Consider the following 23,230-nt stretch of genomic DNA (forward strand, 5'->3'; position numbering starts at 1 on the left):
GACGCGATGATCTTCGAAGCAGGTCGCATATTCACGCTGGTCGGCTGGCCGGCTGTTCTATTGCTCGCGTGGCTGGCCGGCGAGATCTTCCACCGCGGGCTGGCGATACCGCGCGTCTGCGTCTATTCGCTCGCCGGCATCGTCTACAGCGCCTGGGGCGGCGCGCCGCACGACGCCGAAACCCGGGCAGCCATGTCCTTCCTGGCCAATTTCTCGCTCGCACTGTTCCTGTTCGAGCTGGGTCACCGCATCAATCTGCGCTGGCTGGTGACCAATTACTGGCTCACGCTGACCGGGATTGCCGAATCGCTGCTCACCTTCGTCGTGGTGCGCGCCATCGCCATTGCGATGGGCCAACCGCCGGACATCGCGATGGTGCTCGGCGCACTGTCCGTGGCCACCTCGCCGGCCGCACTGGTGCGCGTAGTCAACGACCTGCGCGGCTCCGGCCAGGTGACCGAGCGCGCGCTGCATCTGTGCGCCATCAACTGTCTGCTATCGGTACTGCTGATGAAGGGCGCGATCGGCTACTGGCAGTTGCTGGCCTCCGGCAGTGTGGTCAGCGCGGTGTGGAACAGTGCCGCCATCCTTGCCGTATCGGTCGGCTGCGGTCTCCTGGTTGGCGTGCCGCTGCCCTGGCTGCTGCGCCGACTGCGCGCCGACGAACGTGGCGTCACCATCGTGTTCGCGCTGGCGGTGATGCTGGTCACCCTGCTCACCCAGGGCGTCAACGTGTCGCCCTTGCTGGCCGCACTGACGCTGGGCGTGCTGATGCGCCGCAAGCGGCTGGTACTGACGCCGGCGCAGCGCAACTTCGGCGTGCTGGGCGAACTGCTGACGCTTTTCCTGTTCGTCTTCGTTGCCGGCATGGCGACCTGGCCGACCTCCGCCGCCGGACTGGCACTGGCCGTGCTGCTGTCGCTCGGCCGCATCGCGGCGAAGATGAGCGCAACCGCTGCCTTCGCCCACGTAAGCGGAACCAGCACACGCAAGGGCGCGTTGACCGGGCTGGCGTTGGCACCGCTGTCCACCTTTGCGCTGCTGCTGCTCGAATACAGCCGCAGCGCCGGCTTCGGACTCGCCGACAGCGCGCTGTCCGCCATCGCTGGCATGGTGATCGTGATGGAGTTCGTCGGGCCGGTGTTCGCCCAGTGGGCGCTGGTACTGGCCGGCGAAGCACAGAGGACGGAGGACGCCTGATGCCGCTCGAAACCTTTCACGCCTCGTCGGCGCTCAGCATGGGCGTCGAACTCGAACTGCAACTGGTCGGCGAACACGACCGCGACCTCGCGTCGGCCGCGGCCGACCTGCTGGAACTGGCGCAGCGCCAGACCTTTCCCGGCGACATCAAGCCGGAAATGACCGACAGCATGATAGAGGTGGCCACCGGCATCCACGACAGCCACGCCACGCTGCTTGCGCAGTTGCGCCTGATGCGCGATGCGCTGGTGAAGGATGCGACGCGGCTCAATGTGTCGCTGTGCGGCGGAGGCACCCACCCTTTCCAACAGTGGTCGGAACGGCGCATCTTCTCGGCACCGCGCTTCCAGCAACTGTCAGGTCTCTACGGTTATCTGGCCAAGCAGTTCACGGTGTTCGGTCAGCACGTGCACATCGGCATGCCCGATCCGGACAGCGCGCTGCGCGTCCTGCACGCGCTCGGGCGCTATGTGCCGCACTTCATCGCACTCTCCGCCTCCTCGCCCTTCTCGCAGGGCAGCGACACGCTGTTCGATTCGGCCCGGCTGAATTCCGTATTCGCCTTTCCGCTCAGCGGCCGCGCGCCCTTCGTGCTCGAATGGTCGCGCTTCGAGCGCGACTACTTCGCGCGGATGGAGGACACCGGCATCGTGCGCAGCATGAAGGATTTCTACTGGGACATCCGGCCCAAGCCCGAGTACGGCACGATAGAGCTGCGCGTCTGCGACACGCCGCTGGGCGTCGATCGGGCAGCGCAGATCGCGGTCTACCTGCAGGCGCTGTGCCGGCTCATCCTGTCCGGCGAGGACCCCGAACCGGTGGAGGACGACTACCTCGTATACACCTACAACCGCTTCCAGGCCTGCCGCTTCGGTCTCGACGGGCTGATCGTGCATCCGCGCAGCCACGCCGCGCTGCCGCTGCGCGACGACATCGCCGCCACGCTCGAACGGCTGGCGCCGCACGCCGACGCACTGCGGTCGTCGGACGCACTGGACGCGCTGCACCGCATGGTCCGCGGCGGCGGCAACGATGCCACGAGACTGCGCGCGGTGCACGCGCGCACGCGCAACCTGCTGGCGGTGGTCGACGACGCGGTCGCCGCCTTCGCCCAATGAGCGGCATGGACATCCTGCTGTGGGCGATCGCGGCACTGCTGGTGCTGATCGGACTGGCCGGCGTCGTATTGCCGGCTCTGCCCGGCATTCCGCTGATGTTCGGCGGCTTCCTGATGATGGCCTGGCTGGACGATTTCAACCACATCGGCACGATCACGCTCACCGTGCTGGGCGCGCTGACAGTACTCGCCTGGCTGATCGATTTCGCGTCGGGCGTGATCGGCGCACAGCGGGTGGGTGCCAGCACGCTGGCGCTGGTCGGCGCTGCGATCGGTACCGTGCTCGGGCTGTTCGCCGGCCTGATCGGCCTGCTGTTCGCACCGCTGGCGGGCGCGGCGATCGGCGAATACATCGCGCGACGCAACGCACTGCAGGCCGCGCGCGTCGGCGTGGCCACTTGGCTGGGCATGCTGATCGCCGCGGTCGCCAAGGTCGCCATCGCCTTCATGATGCTGGGCATCGCGCTGGCCGCCTGGCTGATCTGACGACCGCTTCAGCGCTTGCCGGTGTATTGCTCCTGCAGCGATCCTGCTGAACCGTCGGGTTGCGAAGCACCGCTGCCATCGCCCTCTCCGACCACCACCGGAGTGCTGCCCGCCGCCGATCCGGGCGCGGACGGCGACGAACCCGGCGTGTCCTGCTGCGCAGGCGTGTCGGCCATCGGCACGAACAGCCAGTCGGCATGACGCAGATCGCCCGCCTGACGGGCAGCGGACGGCGCCGTCGGACTGACCGGTCCGGGCACGGCCTGCGGCTGACCCGGAATGGGCGCGTACGGCTGCTTCAGTGGCGTCTTGAGGCTGGGCGCCACCTTGTCGCCGGTCGCATCGACCCAGCGCGGCAGCAAATGGATGCGCGCCACCTTTTCCGATCGGCTGTGTATCGCGCGGATCTGCCCCTGCGACATGACCAGCCCCCAGTCCCGGTTGTTGGTCATCGGATCGACATAGATCTTGCGCAGATGACGCATCGGCACCTGATGCCGCTTGTCTTCGAGCAGATCCTCCAGCCGTGCCGGATAGGCTTTCGGCTCCGCCGGCGAGGCGTCGTAGTAGCGCTGCAGCGCACGCGAGAACTCGCCGCCGATGAACAGCAGTTCGCGTTCGCGCTCGGTCTGCGACAGCGTGCTCCACATCAGCGCGCTGCCGGCTGCAGCAATGCCCAGCGCGGCGACTGCGAACAGCAGGAGCAGATAGGAAAAGCCGCGCTGATCCGCCCGCATCACATCAGAGGTCAGAATAGGCGATGCCGTCGCGTGACATGCCTTCGGCACCGCTCTTCAGGTCGGCCACGCCACTCTCGGTCGCCGAATCGCGCGGCGGCACGACGATCCAGGTTTCGCTGCTGTCGGTGACCGGGTCGAACGGCAGCTTGCGCAGGTACTGCTTGTCGACCAGGTCCTGCAGGCTTTGCGGCCAGGCACCGCGGTCACCGCGGAACTTGTCGATCGCATCGCGGGTGACCGCCAGCGTCTGCTTCAGCGTCGCCTCCTTCGAGCGATCGAGATGTTCGAAGTAGCGCGGTGCGGCAATGGTCAGCAGCACCGCGATGATGGCCATGACCACCAGCAGTTCGATCAGCGTGAAACCGCGCTTGCGGGCGAAAGTGAACATCACCAGTTCCGGTACGGAATGCCATTCAGGCCGGTGCGGCCGGACAGCGAATAGACATCGAACACATCGGCGCCAGGCACGGGTTCGTCCGGCGGGCTGGCGTAGCTGCGCAGGCCCCAGGTCTGCTCGGGCGGCGTCGATGTATCGGTATGGAAGGGGTCGCGCGGCACGCGGCGCAGGAAGTAGATCTTCACGTCGTTCGGCTGCTTGACGTCGCGCACGCCATTGACCAGCACGTCGAGGCTGGGCGGATAGCCGCTGGCACCGACCTTCTTCTCGATGCGCCCTTCGTCCCAGGCCTTCTTGTAATCGTCGAGCGCGGTGCGGATCTGCCGCAGCGAGGTGCGCAGTTCGGCCTCGTTCGCGCGCACCCGCGCCAGCTCCATCATGGGCATGGCCATGGTCGCGAGCACGCCGACGATGGCGATCACCACCATCAACTCGATCAGCGTGAAACCGCGGGAAAGACGTGTATGACGCAGCATGCGCCGCAGGTTAACACAGCACCATCACGGCACCGTGACAGCAGACACTAGCTCAGATGACTGCGCCAGGGCTGAGGGCCGTCGTGTTCGCGCAGCCATACGTAGCGTTGCGAACGCCACTCGCGCAGCGCGTTGAGCGCAGTGTCGAAGTCGGCATAGGGCAACTGATACAGCAGCTGCAGGTCGAACGGCGCATCGTGCTCGAGCGCGTCGAGCAACTGCCGGAAGATGGATGCGCTGTTTCCGCTGTCCGCGGCGTGCGCCTTTTCGAACACGACTTGCAGGTGCATGAGCAATCCTCCCGGGCTGGTTCCGACCGACGGCGAGCTGTTGATTTAGCACGAAGCGGCGGTCGTCATCTATCGCGGCGCACCGAGACTTTCTGCCCTCCGCCCGCGACGCGCGTCAGGCATAGCCCTGCGGGTTGCTGCGCTGCCAGTTCCACGCATCGGCGCACATCTGCGCGAGGTCGCGCCGCGCAACCCAGCCCAGGAGCCGGTTTGCGTGCGCCGGGTCGGCGTAGCACTGGGCGATGTCCCCCGGCCGCCGATCGACGATGCGGTAGGGCACCGCGCGTCCGCTCGCCTGCTCGAAGGCGCGCACGACTTCAAGCACGCTGTAGCCACGACCGGTACCCAGATTCACCGTCAGCAGACCGGTGTGTTCCGTAAGGTAGTCGATGGCGCGCACGTGGCCTTGAGCGAGGTCAAGCACGTGGATGTAGTCGCGCACGCCGGTACCGTCCGGCGTCGGCCAGTCACCGCCGAACACGCGCAACTCGGCCAGCTTGCCGACCGCCACCTGGCTGACGAAGGGCATCAGATTGTTCGGCAGACCGTTGGGGTCTTCGCCGATCAGGCCGGACTCGTGCGCGCCGACCGGATTGAAGTAGCGCAGCAGTGCGATGCGCCACGACGGATCGGCCACGACGAGGTCCTGCAGCAGGTACTCGACCATCCATTTCGAACGGCCGTAAGGATTGGTCGGCCCGGTCGGGAAATCCTCGCGGATGGGCACCGACGCCGGATCACCGTAAACCGTAGCCGAGGACGAGAAGGCCAGCGTCTTCACGCCGGCTTCGGCCATCACCTCGCACAGCGCCACCGTGCCGCTGACGTTGTTGTCGTAGTACTCGAGCGGCTTCGCGACCGACTCGCCGACCGCCTTCAGGCCGGCGAAGTGGATCACCGCGTCGATGTCGTGCGCCGCAAACACGGCACGCATCGCGGCGCGATCGCGGACATCGGCCTGCACGAAGGCCTGCAGCGCCTGCCCGGCAATGCGTTCGACGCGCGTCAGGGATTCGCGCTTGCTGTTGCACAGGTTATCTACAACCACCACCTGGTGGCCCGCAGCCATCAGTTCGATGCAGGTGTGCGAGCCGATATAGCCCGCGCCACCGGTGACCAGCACACGCGACATGGATGCTCCCTGACAGGATTTCGACGCAGCGCCCTACAGTGGGCGGAGAACGCCGGGGCCCTCGTCGGCGCCCGGCGGGGGACGATCTCAGTGGTGGTGGCCGTGGTCGCCGTGCACGTGGCCGTGCGACAGCTCTTCCGCCGACGCCTGGCGCACTGCTGACACCGAGCAGGAGAACACCAGTGCGGTGCCGGCCAGCGGGTGATTGCCGTCGATCACGACGCGGTCGTCGGCAATGTCGGTCACGGTGTACAGGCCCTCTTCCTCGCCATCTTCGCTGACGCGCTCGAACTGCATGCCGACTTCGATGTTGTCCGGGAAGTTCGCACGCGATTCGATCTCGACCAGTTCTTCGTCGTACTCGCCGAAGGCATCTTCCGGCTGCAGTTTCACGACCACTTCGTCGCCGACGGTCTTGCCTTCAAGTGCTTCCTCGATCGGCTGGAAAATACCGCCGTAACCGCCGTGCAGATAGGCCAGCGGGGCTTCGCCCGGATCGACCATATTGCCGTCCGGATCCGTCACGCTGTACTTAAGGGTGACGACCGAGTTCTTGCTGATGAGCATTCCTGATTCCTTTCATGTGCAGTGCGCGCACGCGTTCGAGGACTTCCCCGGCGTGCCCGCGCGGATTCACGCCATATTGCGCGTAACGTATGACACCCTTCCGATCGATGATGAATGTCGAGCGGGTCATGCAGAACCGCAGCTTTCCGTCGACCTCGCGCTCACGCCAGACACCGTAGCGCCGGCTGACCTCGCCATCGATGTCCGACAGCAACCTGACCGTCAGGCCGTGCTTGTCGCGAAAATCTGCGTGTGTGAAACATTCGTCGCGGCTGACACCGAGCACGGTGCAGTCACAACGCCGGAAATCGTCGTCCAGATCGCTGAACTCGATAGCCTGAGCCGTACAGCCCGGCGTGTCGTCCTTGGCGTAGAAGTAGAGCACCATCAGATGCTGCCCGAGCTGGTCGCCCAGATTGAACAGCTCCAGATCGGCATCCGGCAGTTCGAACAGCGGAGCGGGTTGTCCTGCATTCAACATGCGCACCTCCCATCCACACGACGCGACCACGAAACATCGCACGCTCTGGAGTCCGGCGGATTCTAGCAGGCAGGCTTGCCGCGCCGTTGTAAAAAAAGCCGTCGCCGCATTGCACAAATGTGGTCCTGATGCACCAAAGAGCATCACACCCCGGCTGAGTCGAACATCCGTCAAAAAAAAATTTTATTGAACAACTTCAAATGGTTGGAAATTTATCTTCAGAAAGAGCAATGACAAACAGAAAGTGGCCCGAGTCTTGCGTACCTGTTTCACCAGAACGCTGAGCTGCTCGCAGTGTGCGGAATGACCTCCTTACTTGTCGTTGCAAATGGGATGTCATCGCAGATTGTGGGGGGCTGATGTTCTTGCAAAAATCTGGGTTCCACTTTGTCACTTTTTGTGAAAGGACAGGATATGAAGAAAACCTTGGTCGCAACTGTTGTATGCGGTCTGTTTGCAGTGGGAAGCGCGAATGCCGCGACGACCAGCTGGGACGACCACGCAACGATCGAAACCGGCATCGCCTCGCTGTCCGGCTCCTTCTCGGAAATTTTCACCTTCACGCTGACCGCTCCGACCACCTCGTTGTCCACGCTGGCCGTATCGGCAGAAGCATCGCCGTTCTTCGGTCTGAGCGAAGACAGCATGGTGTGGCTGTACAAAGAAACCGGAGCGGTGGACAAGTTTCTGTCCGCCTACAGCTTCGGCACCCTGTTCACCGCCAACGGCCTGCTCGCCGGCGATTACTACTACAAGGTGACCGGTTCCACGACCGGCAGCCTGGGTGGTGTGCTCGCACTGACCTCGACGACCGCCCCGGTCGCCGTGGTGCCAGAAGCAGACACCTACGCGATGATGCTGGCTGGCCTGGGCATGATCGGCCTGATGGCAAAGCGTCGCATGGGCTGAGCTTCACCTGCCTGAAAACAAAAAAGCACCTTCGGGTGCTTTTTTGTTGCCTGATCGAAGGATCCGGACCTGCTGCGCCGCAACACTGTCAAGAATATCGACAGCCAGAACCTAGTACTTCGGTATTAGATGACCCGCCCGAACATCCTGCCATCCCGGCGCCTCGGAAAAAATCCATTTCTTTTCATCGCACTGCACAAATCACCCTGACTTGCCTGGACGGGCAGGGAGCACGCGAACACATCCCGCTCTGTAACAATTGTCGACAATCGGCACCGGCCTGCTTGCATCACCATAAACAACTGTATAAAAATACAGTCTTCGTACAGCAAGCGCCCATCCCATGTCGAACGACAGCCTGACGTCCCGCCAGCAGGAAATCCTGCAACTGATCCGTGACGCAGTCAGCGAACGCGGCAGCCCGCCCACGCGCGCCGAAATCGCGCAGGCCTTCGGCTTCCGTTCGCCGAACGCCGCCGAAAGCCATCTGCGCGCACTGGCACGCAAGGGCGTCATCAGTCTCGACGAAGGTCGCGCGCGCGGCATCCGGCTGTCCGAGCCCGCAGGCATTCCACTGATAGGCCGGGTCGCGGCCGGCAATCCCATTCTTGCCGACGCCCACGTGCAGGGACGCTACCAAGTTGACCCGTCGATGTTCTCACCACGCGCCGACTATCTGTTGCGAGTGCGGGGCTTGAGCATGCGCGACGCAGGCATCCTCGACGGCGACCTGATCGCCGTTCATGCCACCTCCGAAGCACACAACGGCCAGATCATCGTCGCCCGGCTGCACGATGAAGTGACCGTGAAGCGTCTGCGTCGCAGTGGTGCTCAGGTCGAGCTGCTGCCGGAAAATCCCGAATTCAGTCCCATCGTCGTCGACACCCGGCGCGACCCGCTGGTGATCGAAGGCGTCATGGTGGGGCTGATTCGCAACGGCAGCGCGGTCTGACGCAATGAGCGTCTCCAGCCTGCATACCCTGTTGCACCGTTCGGATGTCTGGCGTGCCAACGACACGGCGGCGGACGCGTGCCCCACCGTGTCCACCGGTCATCCGGCGCTCGACGCCGAACTGCCCGGCGGAGGCTGGCCGGTCGGCGACATGAGCGAAGTGCTGACCGACTGCTGCGGGCACGGTGAAGTCTCCCTGCTGCTGCCCATGCTGGCCCAAGCCAGTCAGGCCGATGGCTGGGTGGCTTGGGTGGCGCCGCCTTGGTATCCGAATGTTTCGGCACTCGCCGCCGCGGGTCTGTGCACGCCTCGCATGCTGGTGATCCAGGCGGGTAGTGCCGGCGAGCGTGTCTGGGCGCTGCGTCACGCACTCAACTCGGGGGCGTGCAGCGCAGTCACCGGCTGGCTCGACCGGGTAGATACAGCCCTGCTGCGCAGGCTGCAGCTGGCGGTGCGTGAGGCCGCGCTGCCGCTGGTGCTGTTCCGCCCCGCCTCCGACGCGCATATGGCCTCGCCAGCCGCCTTGCGCCTGCATGCATCCGTCGCTGCGGAAGGCGAGGTACGCATCGACATCCTGAAGCGACGCGGCCGCCCAGCCAACCGGCCGGTTTACCTCGGAATACGTCCGGGCATCCCGGTACGGCGTTCGGACACCCTGCGCGGGCGCCCTGCCCTGGCGCTGGTCGGCTGACAGGCCTGCGCCATGGATCTGCGTACAACATGCTCTGGCTGGCACTGGTCTTTCCCGAATGGCCGCTGCAGGCGCGCTTCCGCGCCCAGGCCCATACACAGCCGCTGGCGGTGGCGGCGAAGCAGCGTGTGGTCGCGCTGGATGCGACAGCGCTGGCTCAGGGCGTGCGCCCCGGCCAGCGGCTGGCCGACGCACTGGCACTAGCGCCCAACCTGCTGATCAGCCCGCGCGAAAGTCAGGTGGAAGATGCGGCTCTGAAGGACGCCGCCGGCTGCGCACTGCATTTCACCCCTCATGTCGCCCTCGCAACCGACGGACTGCTGCTGGAAATCGCCGGCAGCATCCGTCTGTTCGGCGGCCTCGACGGTCTGCTGCGCGCCTTGCGCAGCGCGCTGGCCGCCGCCGGCTTTCATGCCCTCAGCGCCTGTGCCCCGACACCGCGTGCCGCGCGCTGGCTCGCCCTCGGCACACCCGGTCGTACGATACGCGGCCGTGGAGCCTTGCCGGCAGCGCTGGCCGCATTGCCGCTCGACGTGACCGAAGCCGGTGAGGCTCGACTGGCCACCTTGCGCGAAGCCGGTCTGCGCAGCGTGGGAGATGCGATGAAGCTGCCGCGCGACGCACTGGCGCTGCGTGATGCACAGGCCCTGCGTCGCCTGATCGATCAGGCGCTCGGGCAGAGCGCCGATCCGCGCACCTTCTTCTCGCCGCCTCCGGAAATCGACAGCCGGATCGAACTCCCGGTACCGCGTCACGATGCCGATGTACTGCTGTTCGCCGCTAGCCGGCTGTTCAACAGTGCGTGCACCCAGCTGGCCGCGGCACACGCCGGCATCGCCGAGTGCCTGCTCGAACTGCAGCACGAGCACGAAGCACCCACCCGGCTGGAACTGCGCACCGGTATCCCTACCCACGACGCCCGCCTGCTTGCATCGCTGACACGCGAGCATCTGGCGCGCATCGCCCTGCCGGAAGCGGTCACCGCGCTGAGACTGCGGGCACCCGACTGGATCGAACAGCCCGGTCGCAGCCGCGACCTGTTCGGCACCCAGGCGCCGTCGCCGCAGGACAGGCAGGAAGCCCGCGACGTACTGGTCGAACGGCTGCGCGCCCGCCTCGGGCGCGATGCGGTCTACAGCCTGTCGGCCAGCGGCGACCACCGTCCGGAACGGGCGCAGCAGCGAGGTGAGCCGGGTCGTGCGCAGCCGGCTGCCGGCAAGCCGCAGCGCCCACTGTGGCTGCTGCCGGAACCCGAACTGCTGGCCGAACGCGACGGTCAGCCCTGGCGCAACGGGCCACTGCATTGCCTCGGCCGCGCTGAACGGATCGAGGCCGGCTGGTGGGACGACGCTGGCGACAACGACCATCCGGCCGAAGCGCTGCGCGATTACTACATCGCCATCGGACCTCGCCAGGAAAGACTGTGGATCTATCGCGAACACAGGGCACCGCATCGCTGGTATCTGCAGGGGCTGTTCGCCTGAAGTAGCATCCGTCCCGACACATTGCGCACGATGAAACGACAATCATGGACACCCTGCAGACACTCACTTCCACCTTCGCACACGCCGGACAGGTCACCTGGATAGGCGTACGCCCGGCGCGGATGCAGCCGCTGCGCGTCGTCGACACGGTACAGGCCATCGAATCGCTCGGCCTCGAAGGTGACCGCTACGCCAGCCCGGACGGCAAGCGGCAGGTCACGCTGATCCAGGCCGAACACCTGCAGACGGTAGCCGACCTGCTGGGGCTGGGCGAGGTCGATCCCGGCCTGGTGCGACGCAATATCGTGGTCAGCGGTCTGAATCTGCTGGCACTCAAGGGCAAGCGCTTCCGCGTCGGCGATGCGTTGCTGGAGTACACGGGCACCTGCGACCCGTGCTCACGCATGGAAACCAATCTGGGCAAGGGAGGCTACAACGTGATGCGCGGCCACGGCGGCATCACCGCGCGTGTGCTGCGCAGCGGCCTGATCCGTCAGGGCGATGCGGTGACGCCCGAGAACGAATGAACGGGTCTGTTCTCCTGCCCGCGCGATAATCGCTGCATCAGAAGAAGGAGAAAACGACATGGATCGAAGACGCGTACTGACCACCCTGCTGGCCGGCGGTGCCGCCGCCCCGCTGGCCTTCGACGCACTGGTGCGCGAAGCCCTCGCCCGTGACAGCCGTACCGGATTGCGCGGCTTCCGTGGCGACGTCAGCGTCAATGGCGCGCCAGCGAACTTCCACATGGAAATCCGTCCGGGCGACACGATACGCACCGGCCCGGGCGCCGAAGCGATCTATGTGCTCGGCCGCGACGCCTTCCTCCAGCGTGGCGAATCGCATGTCGCTTTCGGCAGCGGCGCTGCCGCCGACCTGATGCGGGTGATCACCGGCAAGCTGCTGTCGGTGTTCGACCGCGGCCAGAAGCGCATCGCCACGCCGGCAGCGACGATAGGCATACGCGGCACCGGTTGCTACATCGAGGCAGCTGAGGAGCGGACGTATTTCTGCCTGTGCTACGGCGAGGCGGAACTGGCGCGCAACAGCGATCCGACCCAGCGCGAAACCGTGCGCACGCGGCACCACGACAAGCCGATGTGGCTCAGCGACAAACCCGGCGCCGACATGATGTCGGCCGCCGGCGTCATCAATCACACCGACGCCGAACTGACGCTGCTCGAAGGTCTGGTCGGCCGCAAGCCGCCCTTCGCCGGCATCGGCTGGCCGCCGTCCACCGGCTATTGATCCACTCTGCCAGCTCAGGCCGGCGGCGCCACCTTCATCACCTCTTCCATCGTCGTCACCCCCTGCGCGATCTTCAGTGCGCCGGACACGCGCAGCGGGTACATGCCTTCGCGATAGGCCTGATCGCGCAGTGCGCCGATGTCCGCGCCGGTCGACACCAGCGACTTGATTTCCGGTGACATCAGCAGGATTTCGTAGATGCCGATACGCCCCGAATAGCCGGTCATGCGGCAATCCAGACAGCCAACGGCCTGCGTGAAGCGTTCCGGCCGCGTGGCCTTCCACGGCGCCACCAGATCCTTCCACGCCTGCGGATCGGTGTCCTGCGGGGACGCCGGCTTGCGGCAGTGCGGACACAGCGTGCGCACCAGCCGCTGTGCCATCACGCCGAGTACGGTCGCGTTCAGCAGATAGCTGGGCACACCCAGATCGAGCAGACGGGTGATGGCCGATGGCGCATCGTTGGTGTGCAGCGTAGACAGCACAAGGTGGCCGGTCAGCGCCGCCTGGATCGCCATTTCGGCGGTCTCGAGATCGCGTATCTCGCCCACCATGATGATGTCCGGGTCCTGCCGCATCAGCGAGCGGATGCCGGCCGAGAAGGTGACGCCGATGTCCGCCGACACCTGCACCTGGTTGAAGGCCGGCTCGATCATTTCGATCGGGTCTTCCAGCGTGCAGACGTTCACCTCTGGCGTGGCGAGGTTCTTCAGCGTCGAGTACAGCGTGGTGGTCTTGCCGGAGCCAGTCGGGCCGGTCACCAGCACGATGCCGTTCGGCTGCGTGGTCATCTGCTTCCAGCGCCGCGCGTCCTCGTCGGAAAAACCGAGGTCGCGGAAGTCGCGCACCAGCACTTCCGGGTCGAACACCCGCATCACCAGCTTTTCGCCGAAGGCGGTCGGCAGCGTGGACAGCCGCAACTCGATTTCCTGGCCATCCGGCGCGCGGGTCTTGATCCGGCCGTCCTGCGGGCGGCGCTTTTCCACCACGTCCATGCGGCCCAGTATCTTGATGCGCGAGGTCATCGCGCCCAGCACCGGCATCGGGATCTGGTAGACCTGATGCAGCACGCCATCGATACGGAAGCGCACAACGCCGAAATCGCGCCGCGGCTCGATATGGATGTCGCTGGCGCGCTGCTCGAAAGCGTATTGCCACAGCCAGTCGACGATGGTGACGATGTGCTGGTCGTTGGCATCGAGCGGCCGGTTGCTGCGCCCCAGTTCAACCAGCTGCTCGAAGTTGGAGGCGCCCGCACCGCTGACGTCGCCCCGCTTGGCAGCGCCCTTGACCGACTTGGCAAGGCTGTAGAACTCGACCACATAGCGGGCGATGTCGTCCGGATTGGCGATGACGCGACGGATGGGCCGGCGCAGTATCGGCGCCAGTTCCTTCTCCCACTCGGTCATGAAGGGCTCGGCGGTGGCGATCACCACCTCGCGCGCCGAGGCCTGCACCGGCAGAATGCGGAAGCGGTTCGCGTAGGCGCTGGACACCACTTCGGTCACTGCCGCGAAATCGACCTTCAGCGGATCGATGTGGTAGTAGTCGTGACCGCTCCAGCCGGCCATCCACTCGGTCAGCGCATCGAGATTGAGCACCCGGTGCGGCGGATGCAGCGATTTCCACTTCTGGCCGGCCAGCACGACCAGCGGATGGTCACCGCCCCGCCAGTAGCGACGGTCGTGCAGGAATACGCGGGCCACCGACTCGCCAAGCAGGCCGTCGGCCACCATGCCCTCCACCAGTTCCTGCAGCGTGACCTTGTGTTCCCGCGTGTCCTTGCCGGACGAGGCCTGTTTCATCAATGTCTCCGTGGATCGGGTCCGCATGCTCTGCGCCCGGCACTCGCCGGCGGCGGACACCCCATCCTGTGCGCCCGACTATAGCTGAGCGAGCGCTGACCGACGGCGGGCTGACTGCGACGGATCGTGCACCGCATCACCCGGGAGCCATCGTCAGGCAAGGCAACCGGCAGCCGCACCCAGGGCCGTTCCGGCGAGGCGTACGACACCCTGCACGGGCCACGAACGAGTCCGGCGCAAGGTGCAATCAAATTTTCAAGCAAAACTGTTCCGCCTTGTCGTAACATGCACTTACAGGGTCAGACTCTGTCTGGATTCGTGCACCAGACAGCAGGAAAAAAAGGCAGGAAAACTGCCTCTCCAATTCGCCTCAAGAGGCGATTGTTTTCAGCATGCTTAAAGTCGGACATGCCGACGGAGGCTGAAATGGATCTGTTGACCCCGCGCCATGGAGCAGGACGGCACCTGCCGTATCGCTCCGGAAAGAGTATCGACGCTGCCGCGCCTGCCCGCGATGTATTTCGTATGGAGGCGTGCAATGCAGATCATTGATCGCACCCGTGCTCATCTGCACACGGTGCCGCTGCCCGGCATGGCCGCAAATGCGCCACGCCTGCTGTCCACACCCATCCTGACTTCGCGCTACGAGGCGGAAACACGCGCCTTGTGGATGTACGCGCACCCGACCGGACGCCCCTGCTTCACGCCGGAGTTGCTGGCCGACGTCGTGGCGCAGCAGCAAGAGGTGGAACTGGCGCCGGGCACGGTGGACTTCTTCCTCAACTGCTCGGGCGTACCCGGTGTCTACAACCTCGGCGGCGATCTCGACCTGTTCCAGAAACTGGTCGAGGCAGGCGACGAGGCCGGACTGATGCGCTATGCCGAAGCCTGCATCCGCGCCATCAACAACAACGTCGCCGGTCTGCATGCCGACGCGGTGTCGATGGCCGTGGTCCAGGGCGATGCGCTGGGCGGCGGTTTCGAGGCGGCGCTGTCCTGCCACGTGGTGATCGCCGAACGCGGCGCCAAGCTGGGCTTCCCGGAAATGATGTTCAACCTGTTTCCGGGCATGGGCGCCTACAGCCTGGTCGCGCGCAAGGCCGGCCCGCGCGTGGCGGAAGACCTGATCCTGAACGCGAAGGTACTGCCGGCCGAGAAGATGCACGAACTGGGGCTGGTCGATCACCTGGCCGAGCCGGGCCGCGGCGAATGGGTGGCGCGTGACGTGATGCGCTCGATGTCGTCACAGCTCAAGGGTTTCCGTGCCTTCCAGCGAGCCAAGATGCACGCCTACGTGCGCCTGACTTACCAGGAACTCGAAGACGTGACGCGCGAGTGGGTGCGCGGCGCGATGAAGCTCGACCGCAAGGACCTGCGTACGATGGAACGCCTGGTCAAGGCGCAGAACCGCATGCACGCCGCGAATCATCCGGGCACCGGCAGCGTCAGCGCCTGAGTGCGCCTTCCGCCGGCCGGTGCGAGGCATGCACCGGCCGCTTCCTCACCATCAGTTCGCGTACTTCACCGAGCAGCCATAGGGGCGCGTCTGCGCCTTGGCCACCGATTTCCCCGCCAGTACCGCATCGATCGCCAGCCGCGCCAGCGGCTCGGCCTTCGCAATGTCGTTCACCTCGGTCGACGCGATGCTGTCGATGCCGCCCATGTAGGCGAGCCGGCCGTCGGGTGCGATGACGTACATGTGTGGCGTCACCTGTGCGGCGTAGGCGCGACCGACCTTGCCTTCGTAGTCCAGCAGGTAGTGGGTCGGCGCGGCGCCCTGCTCCTTCATCATGCGGTTCGCTGTCGGGCCGTCGACGTGACCCTGCGTGCCCGGCGCCGAACTGAGCACGGTGAGCCACACCGCCCCCTTGCCGGTGGCGTCCTTCTGCAGCGCCTGCATGCCGCCGCCGTACCACTTCTGTACGTAGGGGCAACCGTGATTGGTCCATTCCATCACCACCGTCCGGCCGGCGAAATCGGACAGCTTCACCGTCCGGCCGTTGGAATCAAAGGCGGTGAAGGCCGGTGCCGGCTCGCCGATGCGCGGTGCGGCATGGACGGCAGCAGCAAACAGTAGGCTGGCCAGCAGGCCGGTGCGGAGCGTGGCTTGGATGTTCATCGACGAAATCTCCTCATGAGGCGATGTGATCGAGCACGATCTGCGGCGTCAGTATCTGCGGCAGCACGACGCCCTCCCGGCCGGGCGCGTAATACACGTAGAGCGGTACGCCGTCGCGACCGTGCGACTGCAGGAAACGGGTGATGTCCGGGTCGGCGCGCGTCCAGTCGCCTTTCAGATAGACGATGCCGCGCGCGGCGAAGGCGCCCTGCACGGCATCGGTCGACAGGGCGACCTTCTCGTTCATCAGGCAGGTGACGCACCAGGCGGCGGTCATGTTCACGAACACCGGTGTGCCGGCAGCGCGCAGATCGGCCAGCCGCTGTACCGAGTAGGCACCTTCGGCTGTCTGCGCGACAGGCATCGTCGCCGCCGGCTCCGGCGTGCGACCGAGCGCCAGCAGGCCGGCCAGCAGTGCCAACGCTGCCGCACCGCGCCAGCTCCAGTTGCCCGCAGAAGCGCGCTGCGCGACACCGAACAGCCAGGCTGCCAGCGCCACCAGCAGCAGTGCAGCCAGCACGTGCAGCACGCCATCGGCCCCGCTCTGCTGGCTCAGCACCCAGACCAGCCAGGCCGCCGCACCGTACATCGGGAAGGCCAGCGCCTGCTTCAATCTTTCCATCCACGCGCCCGGTCGGGGCATGTGCGCAGCCACCGCCGGAAAGAACGCGAACAGCAGATAGGGCAGCGCCATGCCCAGTCCGAGCGCGACGAAGATGCCCACGGTCACCAGCGCCGGCGCGCCCAGCGCCGCCGCGATCGCCCCGCCCATGAAGGGCGCGGTACAGGGTGTGGCGACCACCACCGCCAGCACGCCGGTGAAGAAGCTGCCCGCGAGCCCACCGCGCGAGGCCAGCGACTCGCCGGCCGACGCGAGCCGGGCGCCGATGTCGAACACGCCGGAGAGGTTCAGTCCGATGCCGAACAGCAAGGTGGCCATGGCGGCGACGAACACCGGCGACTGGAACTGGAACCCCCATCCGGCCTGCGTGCCGGCGGCACGCAGCGCGAGCAGCAGAGCGGCCAGCAGCAGGAAACTCGCGACCACCCCGGCGCAGTAGGCAAGCGACTGCAGGCGCACGGCGCCCGCGCGGTCGCCGCCCATCTTCGCGAACGACAGCGCCTTGATCGCCAGCACCGGGAACACGCAGGGCATCAGGTTCAGCAGCAAACCGCCGGCGAAGGCGAACAGCAGCGGCCACAGCAGCCCCTCGTCGGCGGGCGCAGCGACCGGGCTCGCCGGTGCCGCGGGCGGCAAGGCATCGGCCGCCGCCAGACTGAGTGCCGGCGTGCGTACCGTCGATGTACCGGGCGTCGTCACCCACAGCGCCCGCTCGATGCCGTCGGCACCGCGCACGCGCAGCACGCCTTCGAGCGCCTTCTCCGGATCGAAGTCCGGGCCCGGTGTCAGCGCGATGCGCGCGGTATCACCCGTCGTGCTCAAGGTCTGGACGGCCCCGTGTTCGACACGCCCCCAATCGGCCGGGAAGAAGTCGGCCGCCTGCAGGGTGCCGGTGCCCGCCCCCTCCAGTGTCAGCACGCCCTGCGCATCGACCGTCGCACGCCACTCACTGCGTGTCGGCACGGCCGCGCGCGCCGCCTCGAACAGCGGTGCCTCGGCACTGTCCTGCGGCGAGCCGGCAGGCAGAGCCAGCCTGAACACGCCCTCTTCCGGAATGCAGATGTCCTTGCACACCAGCCAGTTCGCCTTCACCGACAGCGCGGCTGCGCCGGCGAGGGCCGGCGGCAGCGTCACCGTGAAAGGCAGCAGCACCTCGCCCTGATGGACGAAAGTGGTTATCGGCCCATCGACGTGGCGTTCCGGCGCCGGCCAGTTCACGTCACCGAGCGCGCTGCCGGCCGGCGCGAACACATCGATGCGCGGCGGCTGGCCGGCGTCGCCCGGATTCATCCAGTAGATGTGCCAGCCCGGCTGGAAACGGAAGTGCAGGCCCAGATCGAGCGTCTGACCGGGGGCGGCCACGTCGCTCGCCGACAGCAGGGCGACGCTTGCGCGCGGACTGATCTGCGCTTCGCTGCGAGCGGCGTACAGCGCCGGGGCGGCGCTGGTCAGCGCAAGAACGCAACAGAGGTATGGGATGAGGGACATCGTGCGGAAGGCGAAAGTGGGGTTCCGAGCGCCAGACGCTCGTGTACGTCTCGGTCAGTCGACCATGATCGGCGATGCGGGTTCGCAGCTGTCGGACGGCGCACGGCACGCGCGCCGGGAGCGGCGCCCGCCATCCCGGGCACCGAGGAACTGCGTCACGGAAGAACGGGAGTTACGGCACTAACGATGCTCATGAATCCGCGCCCGGCGATCGTTATGACCCGGGATGCAGAGCGAAAACAAGAAGCGGCGCCCTCCGGGAGCGTCAGCACACATCGCACATGAGGAGCGCCGAGCCATGGCCCAGTACAAGAACATCGAAGTCGATACCGAGTTGGCGGGCGTCATCCGCCACATGGACAACGTCGAGGAGTACCGCGAACTGCTGCGCAACCTGCAGTCGGTCTGGGACAACCTCACCATGCTGGGCCAGCTGTCCGGAACCGGCACCGACATGAGCGGAACCCGGCACGCTTTCGCCGAACTGACCGGCACGCTGCTCAACCAGCTCGGCCACGAGGAACTGCGCACCTGCCGGCTGGACATGTCGGCCAAGGCACAGGTGGCGATCGATATCCTGGTGCGCAACCTGTTCGAGCGCACCGCCGACATCGGTTTCCTCGCCTGCGACGCCGACATCCGGCAGTTCATCGGCAAGGTCCGCCAATGCGCCGGAAACGTGCTGCTGGCGCGCGACCTGGCCGCCGCGCGGACGCAACTGCGCGCGCGCTTCGCCGAGTACGCGGCGAAGTACACCGTGTATTCCGACATCGTGCTGACCGATACCGACGGCCACATCCTGCTGCGGCTGGACGACGCCGCGGCACCGGTACAGTCGCACGACGCGCTGATCGCCGAGGCGCTGACGACCGACGCCGGCTACGTGGAAACCTTCCGCGCCATCGACTTCCTTCCGACGCAGACACAGTCGCTGGTCTATTCCTGCCGCGTCTGCGACGACGCGGGCGGGGCAATCGGCGTGCTGAGCCTGGTGTTCCGCTTCGACGACGAAATGCAGCGCATCTTCGACGGCCTGCTGACGGCCGACGACTGGGCCGTCATCCTCGTCGTCGACGCCGACCACCGGGTGATCGCCAGTTCGGACCGCTTCCACGTGCCGCTCGGTGCCCGTCTGCCCTGCTCCGACGGTCCGGAAGTCCAGCGGCTGCGCTTCGCCGCGCGCGAATACCTCGCCATGCGCTGCCCGAGCCGCGGTTATCAGGGCTACGCCGGCCCCGGCTGGTGCGGGCTGGTGATGCTGCCGGTCGAGCACGCCTTCGCGCGCGAAGCGGCCGCACCGCTGCGCGCGCTGGGCGACGACGTGCGCAGCGCCATCATGTCCAGCCCGACACTGTTCTCCGAACAACTGCGGCGCATCCCGGAACAGGCCGACCGCATCCAGCGCACGCTGAACCGCTCGGTGTGGAACGGCAACGTCCGGCAGAGCAGTTCGCAGCGTGCGCTGAACCCGGCCTTCTCGAAAATCCTGCTGTGGGAAATCAGCAATACCGGCGACCGCACGCGCGACGTGTTCGAGCGCTCCATCGCCAACCTGCACGAAACCGTGGTGTCGGCCATCCTGCACGACAGCCGCTTCGCCGCGTCGCTGGCCATCGACATCCTCGACCGCAATCTGTACGAGCGCGCCAATGACTGCCGCTGGTGGGCGCTCACCTCGGTATTCCGCGAGGTGCTTGCGGCGCCGGTCGACGAGGCGGGCCGACAGCGCGTCACCGAGGTGCTGCGCTACATCCACTCGCTCTACACCGTCTACGCCAACCTGCTGGTGTTCGACACGCAAGGCGTGGTTGTCGCGGAATCGGGTTCGACCGTCGGCGGCGCATCATGGAGCGGGCGCGCACCGGGCGAGGACTGGGTACGCCGGACGCTGGCGCTGGACGACTCCCAGGCCTGGGCAGTGTCCGCCTTCGCACCGAGCGCGCTGTACGGCAACGCGCCCACCTATATATATGGTGCAGCGCTGCGCGCGCCGTCGGCCGGCGACGAGAAGGCGGCAGTCATCGGCGGCGTCGGTATCGTGTTCGACAGCGCACCGCAACTGCTCGCCATGCTGCGCGACTGCCTGCCGCGCGGCGCCGACGGCGCGGTCCGCAACGGCTGCTTCGCGGCCTTCATCGACGCCGACGCACAGGTGATCGCCTGCACCGACGAGCGCTGGCGCCCCGGTCAACGCCCGCCGGAGGCCGTCGAGGCACTGGCGCTGGCCGACGACGGCAGCGGCGTGCTTCGCATCGACGACCAGTACTTCGCAGTCGGCGTGGCGAACTCGCACGGCTACCGTGAGTACGGCAGCGGCGCGAACGCCGCCCGCACGCGCGTCACCGCACTGGTATTCATGCCCCTGTGCGCGGTCGCCGTGCAGTCCGCTACGGCGAGCTGCACGGCGCCGGCGATCCGCGGCGACGCGAGCAGCGACGACACGGTGGAAATCGCCACCTTCCGCGTCGGCCGAAACTGGTTCGGACTGCGCACCGAGAAAGTCATCGAGGCGGTCGATGCGGCCGGTCTGACCGGCGTGCCCGGTGCCGGTGAAACCATGGCCGGCTATCTGATGTACGACGGCGTGCCGATCGCTGTGTTCGATATCGCCAGTATGCTGCACGACGACGAAGCGGTCCCGTCGGCACCCGACGACTCGACGCGGCAGGTACTCGTGCTGCGCCGCGACGACGATACCCGCATCGGCATACTGGCCGACGCGCTGGGCGACATTCCGGAAGTATCGACCGCCCGCCTGCGCCCCATACCGGCGATGCTGGCCGGCGGCAATGTGCTGGGTGAATCGGTGCTGGGCGGCAGCGGCGACGGCGACGAAGCGCTGCTGCTGGTGCTCGGCGTCGAACGCATCGTCAATCGCCTCGCCGGTGGGAGCACTCCGCCGGCCGCGGCGATTTCGCTGCCACGACGCGAAGCGGCGGCCGGTCGCTGAAACCGTGCCCGCTCAGGCGACGCCGAAAGCGCCGCTGCGAAGCTTGAACAGCCGGTCGCGCGCCTCGGCCGCCTTTTCGAACTCCAGGTTCTTCGCGTGCTCGACCATTTCCTTTTCGAGCTTCTTGATCTCCCGCGCCAGATCCTTCTCGCTCATCGCCTCGAAACGGGCGTGTTCCTCGGCCACCATCAGTTCGCGCGCGACCTCTTCCTGGTCGTAGACGCCGTCGATGATGTCCTTGATCCGCTTGACCACGCCCTTCGGCGTGATGCCGTGCGCCTCGTTGTGCGCGATCTGCTTGGCGCGCCGCCGCTCGGTTTCGGCGATGGCGCGCTTCATCGAGTCGGTCATGTTGTCGGCGTAAAGGATGGCCGTGCCGTGCAGATGTCGGGCCGCCCGGCCTATGGTCTGGATCAGGCTGCGCTCCGAACGCAGGAAGCCCTCCTTGTCGGCGTCGAGGATGGCGACCAGCGACACCTCGGGAATGTCCAGACCTTCGCGCAGCAGGTTGATGCCCACCAGCACGTCGAACTCGCCCAGCCGCAGGTCGCGGATGATTTCCACCCGCTCGACGGTGTCGATGTCCGAGTGCAGATAGCGCACGCGCACGCCGTTCTCGCTGAAGTAGTCGGTCAGGTCCTCGGCCAGTCGCTTGGTCAGCACGGTCACCAGCACCCGCTCGGACGCCTCGACCCGCTTGCGGATCTCGCCCAGCAGGTCATCCACCTGCGTCGACGCCGGGCGGATGTCGACCACTGGATCGACCAGGCCGGTCGGCCGCACCACCTGCTCCACCACCTGGCCCTGGTTGGCGGCCTCGTAGGCGGACGGCGTGGCCGACACGAACACGGTCTGCGGCATCAGCTTCTCGAATTCGTCGAACTTGAGCGGCCGGTTGTCCAGCGCCGAGGGCAGGCGGAAACCGAAATCGACCAGATTGCTCTTGCGCGCCATGTCGCCCTTGTACATGCCGCCGATCTGCGGAATGGTCACGTGCGATTCGTCGATGAACATCAGCGCGTCCGGCGGCAGATAGTCGATCAGCGTCGGCGGCGGCTCGCCCGGCTGGCGGCCCGACAGGTGGCGCGAGTAGTTTTCGATGCCCTTGCAGAAGCCCAACTCGTTCAGCATTTCGAGATCGAAGCGGGTGCGCTGTTCGATGCGCTGCGCCTCGACCAGCTTGTGCTGGCTGACGAATTCCTTCGAACGCATTTCCAGCTCGGTCTTGATCGCGTCGATCGCCCGCAGCACGGTCGCGCGCGGCGTCACGTAGTGGCTGGACGGATAGACGGTGAAGCGGCCGATGCGGCTGCGCACCTGGCCGGTCAGCGGGTCGAACAGCGACAGTTCCTCGATCTGGTCGTCGAACAGCGACACGCGCAGCGCGTTCTCGGCGTGTTCGGCCGGGAAGATGTCGATCACGTCGCCACGCACGCGGAAGGTGCCGCGCTTGAAGTCGATGTCGTTGCGCTGGTACTGCATCTGCACCAGCCGCGCGATGATGTCGCGCTGGTGCAGCGTGCCGCCTTCGCGCAGGTGCAGGATCATCGCGTGGTAATCCACCGGGTCGCCGATACCGTAGATCGACGACACGCTGGCGACGATGACCACGTCGCGCCGCTCCATCAGGCTCTTGGTCGCCGACAGCCGCATCTGTTCGATGTGCTCGTTGATGGCGCTGTCCTTCTCGATGAACAGGTCCTTCGACGGCACGTAGGCTTCCGGCTGGTAGTAGTCGTAGTAACTGACGAAATACTCGACCGCGTTTTCCGGGAAGAACTCGCGGAATTCCGAGTACAGCTGGGCGGCCAGCGTCTTGTTCGGCGCCATCACGATGGCCGGGCGACCGGTGCGCGCGATCACGTTGGCCATCGTGAAGGTCTTGCCCGAGCCGGTCACGCCGAGCAGGGTCTGGAACATGAGTCCGTCGTCGATGCCTTCGACCAGTTTGGCGATGGCACCCGGCTGATCGCCGGCCGGCGGGAAGGGCTGATGCAGCCGGTAAGGGCTGTTGTCAAACGTTAACAAGGCGGGTGTGGCGACAGTTTCCGACATGGTAGAATTTTGCGTTGCACA

General features: G+C 66.2%; 22 protein-coding genes. 11 read left to right on the plus strand and 11 right to left on the minus strand.

Annotated elements, in window-relative coordinates; all coding sequences use genetic code 11:
* The first annotated feature begins 6 nt into the window (after positions 1–6).
* From AC51BJ_RS03720 to AC51BJ_RS03730, 3 genes are read left to right on the plus strand one after another with little or no spacing between them, the layout of a single operon-like run.
* Entirely contained in the window at positions 7–1,200 is a 1,194-nt protein-coding gene (locus tag AC51BJ_RS03720) for a cation:proton antiporter (RefSeq protein WP_430434328.1), read from the plus strand.
* On the plus strand, positions 1,200–2,318 hold the full coding sequence (locus AC51BJ_RS03725; protein WP_019917933.1) for a YbdK family carboxylate-amine ligase: 1,119 nt from the start codon (positions 1,200–1,202) through the stop codon (positions 2,316–2,318). The genes AC51BJ_RS03720 and AC51BJ_RS03725 overlap by 1 nt, the downstream gene beginning before the upstream one ends.
* A gap of 5 nt (positions 2,319–2,323) precedes the next feature.
* Positions 2,324–2,803 carry a DUF456 domain-containing protein gene (locus AC51BJ_RS03730; protein ID WP_496279357.1) on the plus strand — a complete coding sequence of 160 codons (480 nt, stop codon included), beginning with the start codon at positions 2,324–2,326 and terminating at the stop codon, positions 2,801–2,803.
* Between the two features lie 8 nt (positions 2,804–2,811).
* Here AC51BJ_RS03730 and AC51BJ_RS03735 read toward each other — a convergent pair whose 3' ends face one another.
* The 7 genes from AC51BJ_RS03735 to AC51BJ_RS03765 form a co-directional block, all read right to left on the minus strand.
* The gene (locus tag AC51BJ_RS03735; protein ID WP_496279358.1) at positions 2,812–3,540 is read right to left on the minus strand and encodes a hypothetical protein; all 729 of its coding nucleotides are present in this window, start codon (positions 3,538–3,540) and stop codon (positions 2,812–2,814) included.
* 4 nt (positions 3,541–3,544) lie between these two features.
* The gene (locus AC51BJ_RS03740) at positions 3,545–3,931 is read right to left on the minus strand and encodes a type II secretion system protein (protein ID WP_430434332.1); all 387 of its coding nucleotides are present in this window, start codon (positions 3,929–3,931) and stop codon (positions 3,545–3,547) included.
* Positions 3,931–4,416 carry a type II secretion system protein gene (locus tag AC51BJ_RS03745; RefSeq protein WP_019917928.1) on the minus strand — a complete coding sequence of 162 codons (486 nt, stop codon included), beginning with the start codon at positions 4,414–4,416 and terminating at the stop codon, positions 3,931–3,933. Before AC51BJ_RS03745 ends, AC51BJ_RS03740 begins: the two co-directional genes overlap by 1 nt.
* A 47-nt stretch (positions 4,417–4,463) precedes the next feature.
* Entirely contained in the window at positions 4,464–4,706 is a 243-nt protein-coding gene (locus tag AC51BJ_RS03750; RefSeq protein ID WP_019917927.1) for a hypothetical protein, read from the minus strand.
* A 115-nt stretch (positions 4,707–4,821) separates the two neighbouring features.
* Entirely contained in the window at positions 4,822–5,838 is a 1,017-nt protein-coding gene (gene galE, locus AC51BJ_RS03755) for a UDP-glucose 4-epimerase GalE (RefSeq protein ID WP_430434333.1), read from the minus strand.
* A gap of 87 nt (positions 5,839–5,925) precedes the next feature.
* Positions 5,926–6,405 (minus strand): FKBP-type peptidyl-prolyl cis-trans isomerase, encoded by a 480-nt coding sequence (locus AC51BJ_RS03760; protein ID WP_019917925.1) that lies wholly within the window; start codon positions 6,403–6,405, stop codon positions 5,926–5,928.
* A complete protein-coding gene (locus AC51BJ_RS03765) occupies positions 6,371–6,886 on the minus strand; it encodes a peroxiredoxin (RefSeq protein WP_019917924.1) in 516 nt (171 codons plus the stop codon). The genes AC51BJ_RS03760 and AC51BJ_RS03765 overlap by 35 nt, the downstream gene beginning before the upstream one ends.
* Before the next feature lie 459 nt (positions 6,887–7,345).
* Here AC51BJ_RS03765 and AC51BJ_RS03770 point away from each other — a divergent pair, with 459 nt between their 5' ends.
* The 6 genes from AC51BJ_RS03770 (at position 7,346) to AC51BJ_RS03795 (ending at position 12,170) form a co-directional block, all read left to right on the plus strand.
* Positions 7,346–7,795 carry an FxDxF family PEP-CTERM protein gene (locus AC51BJ_RS03770; protein WP_496279359.1) on the plus strand — a complete coding sequence of 150 codons (450 nt, stop codon included), beginning with the start codon at positions 7,346–7,348 and terminating at the stop codon, positions 7,793–7,795.
* 343 nt (positions 7,796–8,138) lie between these two features.
* Entirely contained in the window at positions 8,139–8,747 is a 609-nt protein-coding gene (gene lexA / locus AC51BJ_RS03775; protein ID WP_024300392.1) for a transcriptional repressor LexA, read from the plus strand.
* Between the two features lie 4 nt (positions 8,748–8,751).
* Positions 8,752–9,438, plus strand: a complete 687-nt coding sequence (gene imuA / locus AC51BJ_RS03780; RefSeq protein ID WP_496279360.1) for a translesion DNA synthesis-associated protein ImuA — start codon at positions 8,752–8,754, stop codon at positions 9,436–9,438.
* Positions 9,439–9,467: 29 nt separating this feature from the next.
* Positions 9,468–10,922: a Y-family DNA polymerase gene (locus AC51BJ_RS03785; RefSeq protein ID WP_496279361.1), complete on the plus strand. Its 1,455-nt coding sequence runs from the start codon at positions 9,468–9,470 to the stop codon at positions 10,920–10,922.
* 44 nt (positions 10,923–10,966) lie between these two features.
* The gene (locus AC51BJ_RS03790; RefSeq protein WP_304008243.1) at positions 10,967–11,449 is read left to right on the plus strand and encodes an MOSC domain-containing protein; all 483 of its coding nucleotides are present in this window, start codon (positions 10,967–10,969) and stop codon (positions 11,447–11,449) included.
* A gap of 58 nt (positions 11,450–11,507) precedes the next feature.
* On the plus strand, positions 11,508–12,170 hold the full coding sequence (locus tag AC51BJ_RS03795; protein WP_496279362.1) for a FecR family protein: 663 nt from the start codon (positions 11,508–11,510) through the stop codon (positions 12,168–12,170).
* 14 nt (positions 12,171–12,184) lie between these two features.
* On the opposite strand, the gene tfpB is transcribed toward AC51BJ_RS03795, so the two are convergent.
* Positions 12,185–13,975: a type IV pilus assembly ATPase TfpB gene (gene tfpB, locus AC51BJ_RS03800; RefSeq protein WP_304031065.1), complete on the minus strand. Its 1,791-nt coding sequence runs from the start codon at positions 13,973–13,975 to the stop codon at positions 12,185–12,187.
* A gap of 538 nt (positions 13,976–14,513) precedes the next feature.
* On the opposite strand from tfpB, the gene AC51BJ_RS03805 reads away from it, so the two are divergent.
* Positions 14,514–15,431 (plus strand): crotonase/enoyl-CoA hydratase family protein, encoded by a 918-nt coding sequence (locus tag AC51BJ_RS03805; protein ID WP_020164982.1) that lies wholly within the window; start codon positions 14,514–14,516, stop codon positions 15,429–15,431.
* Between the two features lie 51 nt (positions 15,432–15,482).
* Here the strand turns inward: AC51BJ_RS03805 and AC51BJ_RS03810 are convergent, their stop codons facing one another.
* Positions 15,483–16,094, minus strand: a complete 612-nt coding sequence (locus AC51BJ_RS03810; RefSeq protein ID WP_496279363.1) for a redoxin domain-containing protein — start codon at positions 16,092–16,094, stop codon at positions 15,483–15,485.
* Positions 16,095–16,107: 13 nt separating this feature from the next.
* Complete coding sequence (locus AC51BJ_RS03815) at positions 16,108–18,204, minus strand: protein-disulfide reductase DsbD family protein (protein WP_496279364.1); 2,097 nt, start codon at positions 18,202–18,204, stop codon at positions 16,108–16,110.
* A 298-nt stretch (positions 18,205–18,502) separates the two neighbouring features.
* On the opposite strand from AC51BJ_RS03815, the gene AC51BJ_RS03820 reads away from it, so the two are divergent.
* The gene (locus AC51BJ_RS03820) at positions 18,503–21,154 is read left to right on the plus strand and encodes a chemotaxis protein CheW (RefSeq protein WP_496279365.1); all 2,652 of its coding nucleotides are present in this window, start codon (positions 18,503–18,505) and stop codon (positions 21,152–21,154) included.
* 12 nt (positions 21,155–21,166) lie between these two features.
* On the opposite strand, the gene uvrB is transcribed toward AC51BJ_RS03820, so the two are convergent.
* Positions 21,167–23,209, minus strand: a complete 2,043-nt coding sequence (gene uvrB / locus AC51BJ_RS03825) for an excinuclease ABC subunit UvrB (protein ID WP_430434342.1) — start codon at positions 23,207–23,209, stop codon at positions 21,167–21,169.
* Positions 23,210–23,230 lie beyond the last annotated feature (21 nt).

It is taken from the genome of Methyloversatilis sp. S146-33, assembly GCF_059552495.1.

Coding starts and splice junctions, on each gene's coding strand:
- imuA (WP_496279360.1), top strand. CDS start 8,752: ATGAGCGTCTCCAGCCTGCATACCCTGTTGCACCGTTCGGATGTCTGG.
- AC51BJ_RS03785 (WP_496279361.1), top strand. CDS start 9,468: ATGCTCTGGCTGGCACTGGTCTTTCCCGAATGGCCGCTGCAGGCGCGC.
- AC51BJ_RS03820 (WP_496279365.1), top strand. CDS start 18,503: ATGGCCCAGTACAAGAACATCGAAGTCGATACCGAGTTGGCGGGCGTC.
- galE (WP_430434333.1), bottom strand. CDS start 5,838: ATGTCGCGTGTGCTGGTCACCGGTGGCGCGGGCTATATCGGCTCGCAC.
- AC51BJ_RS03745 (WP_019917928.1), bottom strand. CDS start 4,416: ATGCTGCGTCATACACGTCTTTCCCGCGGTTTCACGCTGATCGAGTTG.
- AC51BJ_RS03735 (WP_496279358.1), bottom strand. CDS start 3,540: ATGCGGGCGGATCAGCGCGGCTTTTCCTATCTGCTCCTGCTGTTCGCA.
- tfpB (WP_304031065.1), bottom strand. CDS start 13,975: ATGAAACAGGCCTCGTCCGGCAAGGACACGCGGGAACACAAGGTCACG.
- AC51BJ_RS03805 (WP_020164982.1), top strand. CDS start 14,514: ATGCAGATCATTGATCGCACCCGTGCTCATCTGCACACGGTGCCGCTG.
- AC51BJ_RS03740 (WP_430434332.1), bottom strand. CDS start 3,931: ATGTTCACTTTCGCCCGCAAGCGCGGTTTCACGCTGATCGAACTGCTG.
- AC51BJ_RS03815 (WP_496279364.1), bottom strand. CDS start 18,204: ATGTCCCTCATCCCATACCTCTGTTGCGTTCTTGCGCTGACCAGCGCC.
- AC51BJ_RS03795 (WP_496279362.1), top strand. CDS start 11,508: ATGGATCGAAGACGCGTACTGACCACCCTGCTGGCCGGCGGTGCCGCC.
- AC51BJ_RS03790 (WP_304008243.1), top strand. CDS start 10,967: ATGGACACCCTGCAGACACTCACTTCCACCTTCGCACACGCCGGACAG.
- AC51BJ_RS03730 (WP_496279357.1), top strand. CDS start 2,324: ATGGACATCCTGCTGTGGGCGATCGCGGCACTGCTGGTGCTGATCGGA.
- AC51BJ_RS03720 (WP_430434328.1), top strand. CDS start 7: ATGATCTTCGAAGCAGGTCGCATATTCACGCTGGTCGGCTGGCCGGCT.
- AC51BJ_RS03750 (WP_019917927.1), bottom strand. CDS start 4,706: ATGCACCTGCAAGTCGTGTTCGAAAAGGCGCACGCCGCGGACAGCGGA.
- AC51BJ_RS03810 (WP_496279363.1), bottom strand. CDS start 16,094: ATGAACATCCAAGCCACGCTCCGCACCGGCCTGCTGGCCAGCCTACTG.
- lexA (WP_024300392.1), top strand. CDS start 8,139: ATGTCGAACGACAGCCTGACGTCCCGCCAGCAGGAAATCCTGCAACTG.
- AC51BJ_RS03765 (WP_019917924.1), bottom strand. CDS start 6,886: ATGTTGAATGCAGGACAACCCGCTCCGCTGTTCGAACTGCCGGATGCC.
- AC51BJ_RS03725 (WP_019917933.1), top strand. CDS start 1,200: ATGCCGCTCGAAACCTTTCACGCCTCGTCGGCGCTCAGCATGGGCGTC.
- AC51BJ_RS03760 (WP_019917925.1), bottom strand. CDS start 6,405: ATGCTCATCAGCAAGAACTCGGTCGTCACCCTTAAGTACAGCGTGACG.
- uvrB (WP_430434342.1), bottom strand. CDS start 23,209: ATGTCGGAAACTGTCGCCACACCCGCCTTGTTAACGTTTGACAACAGC.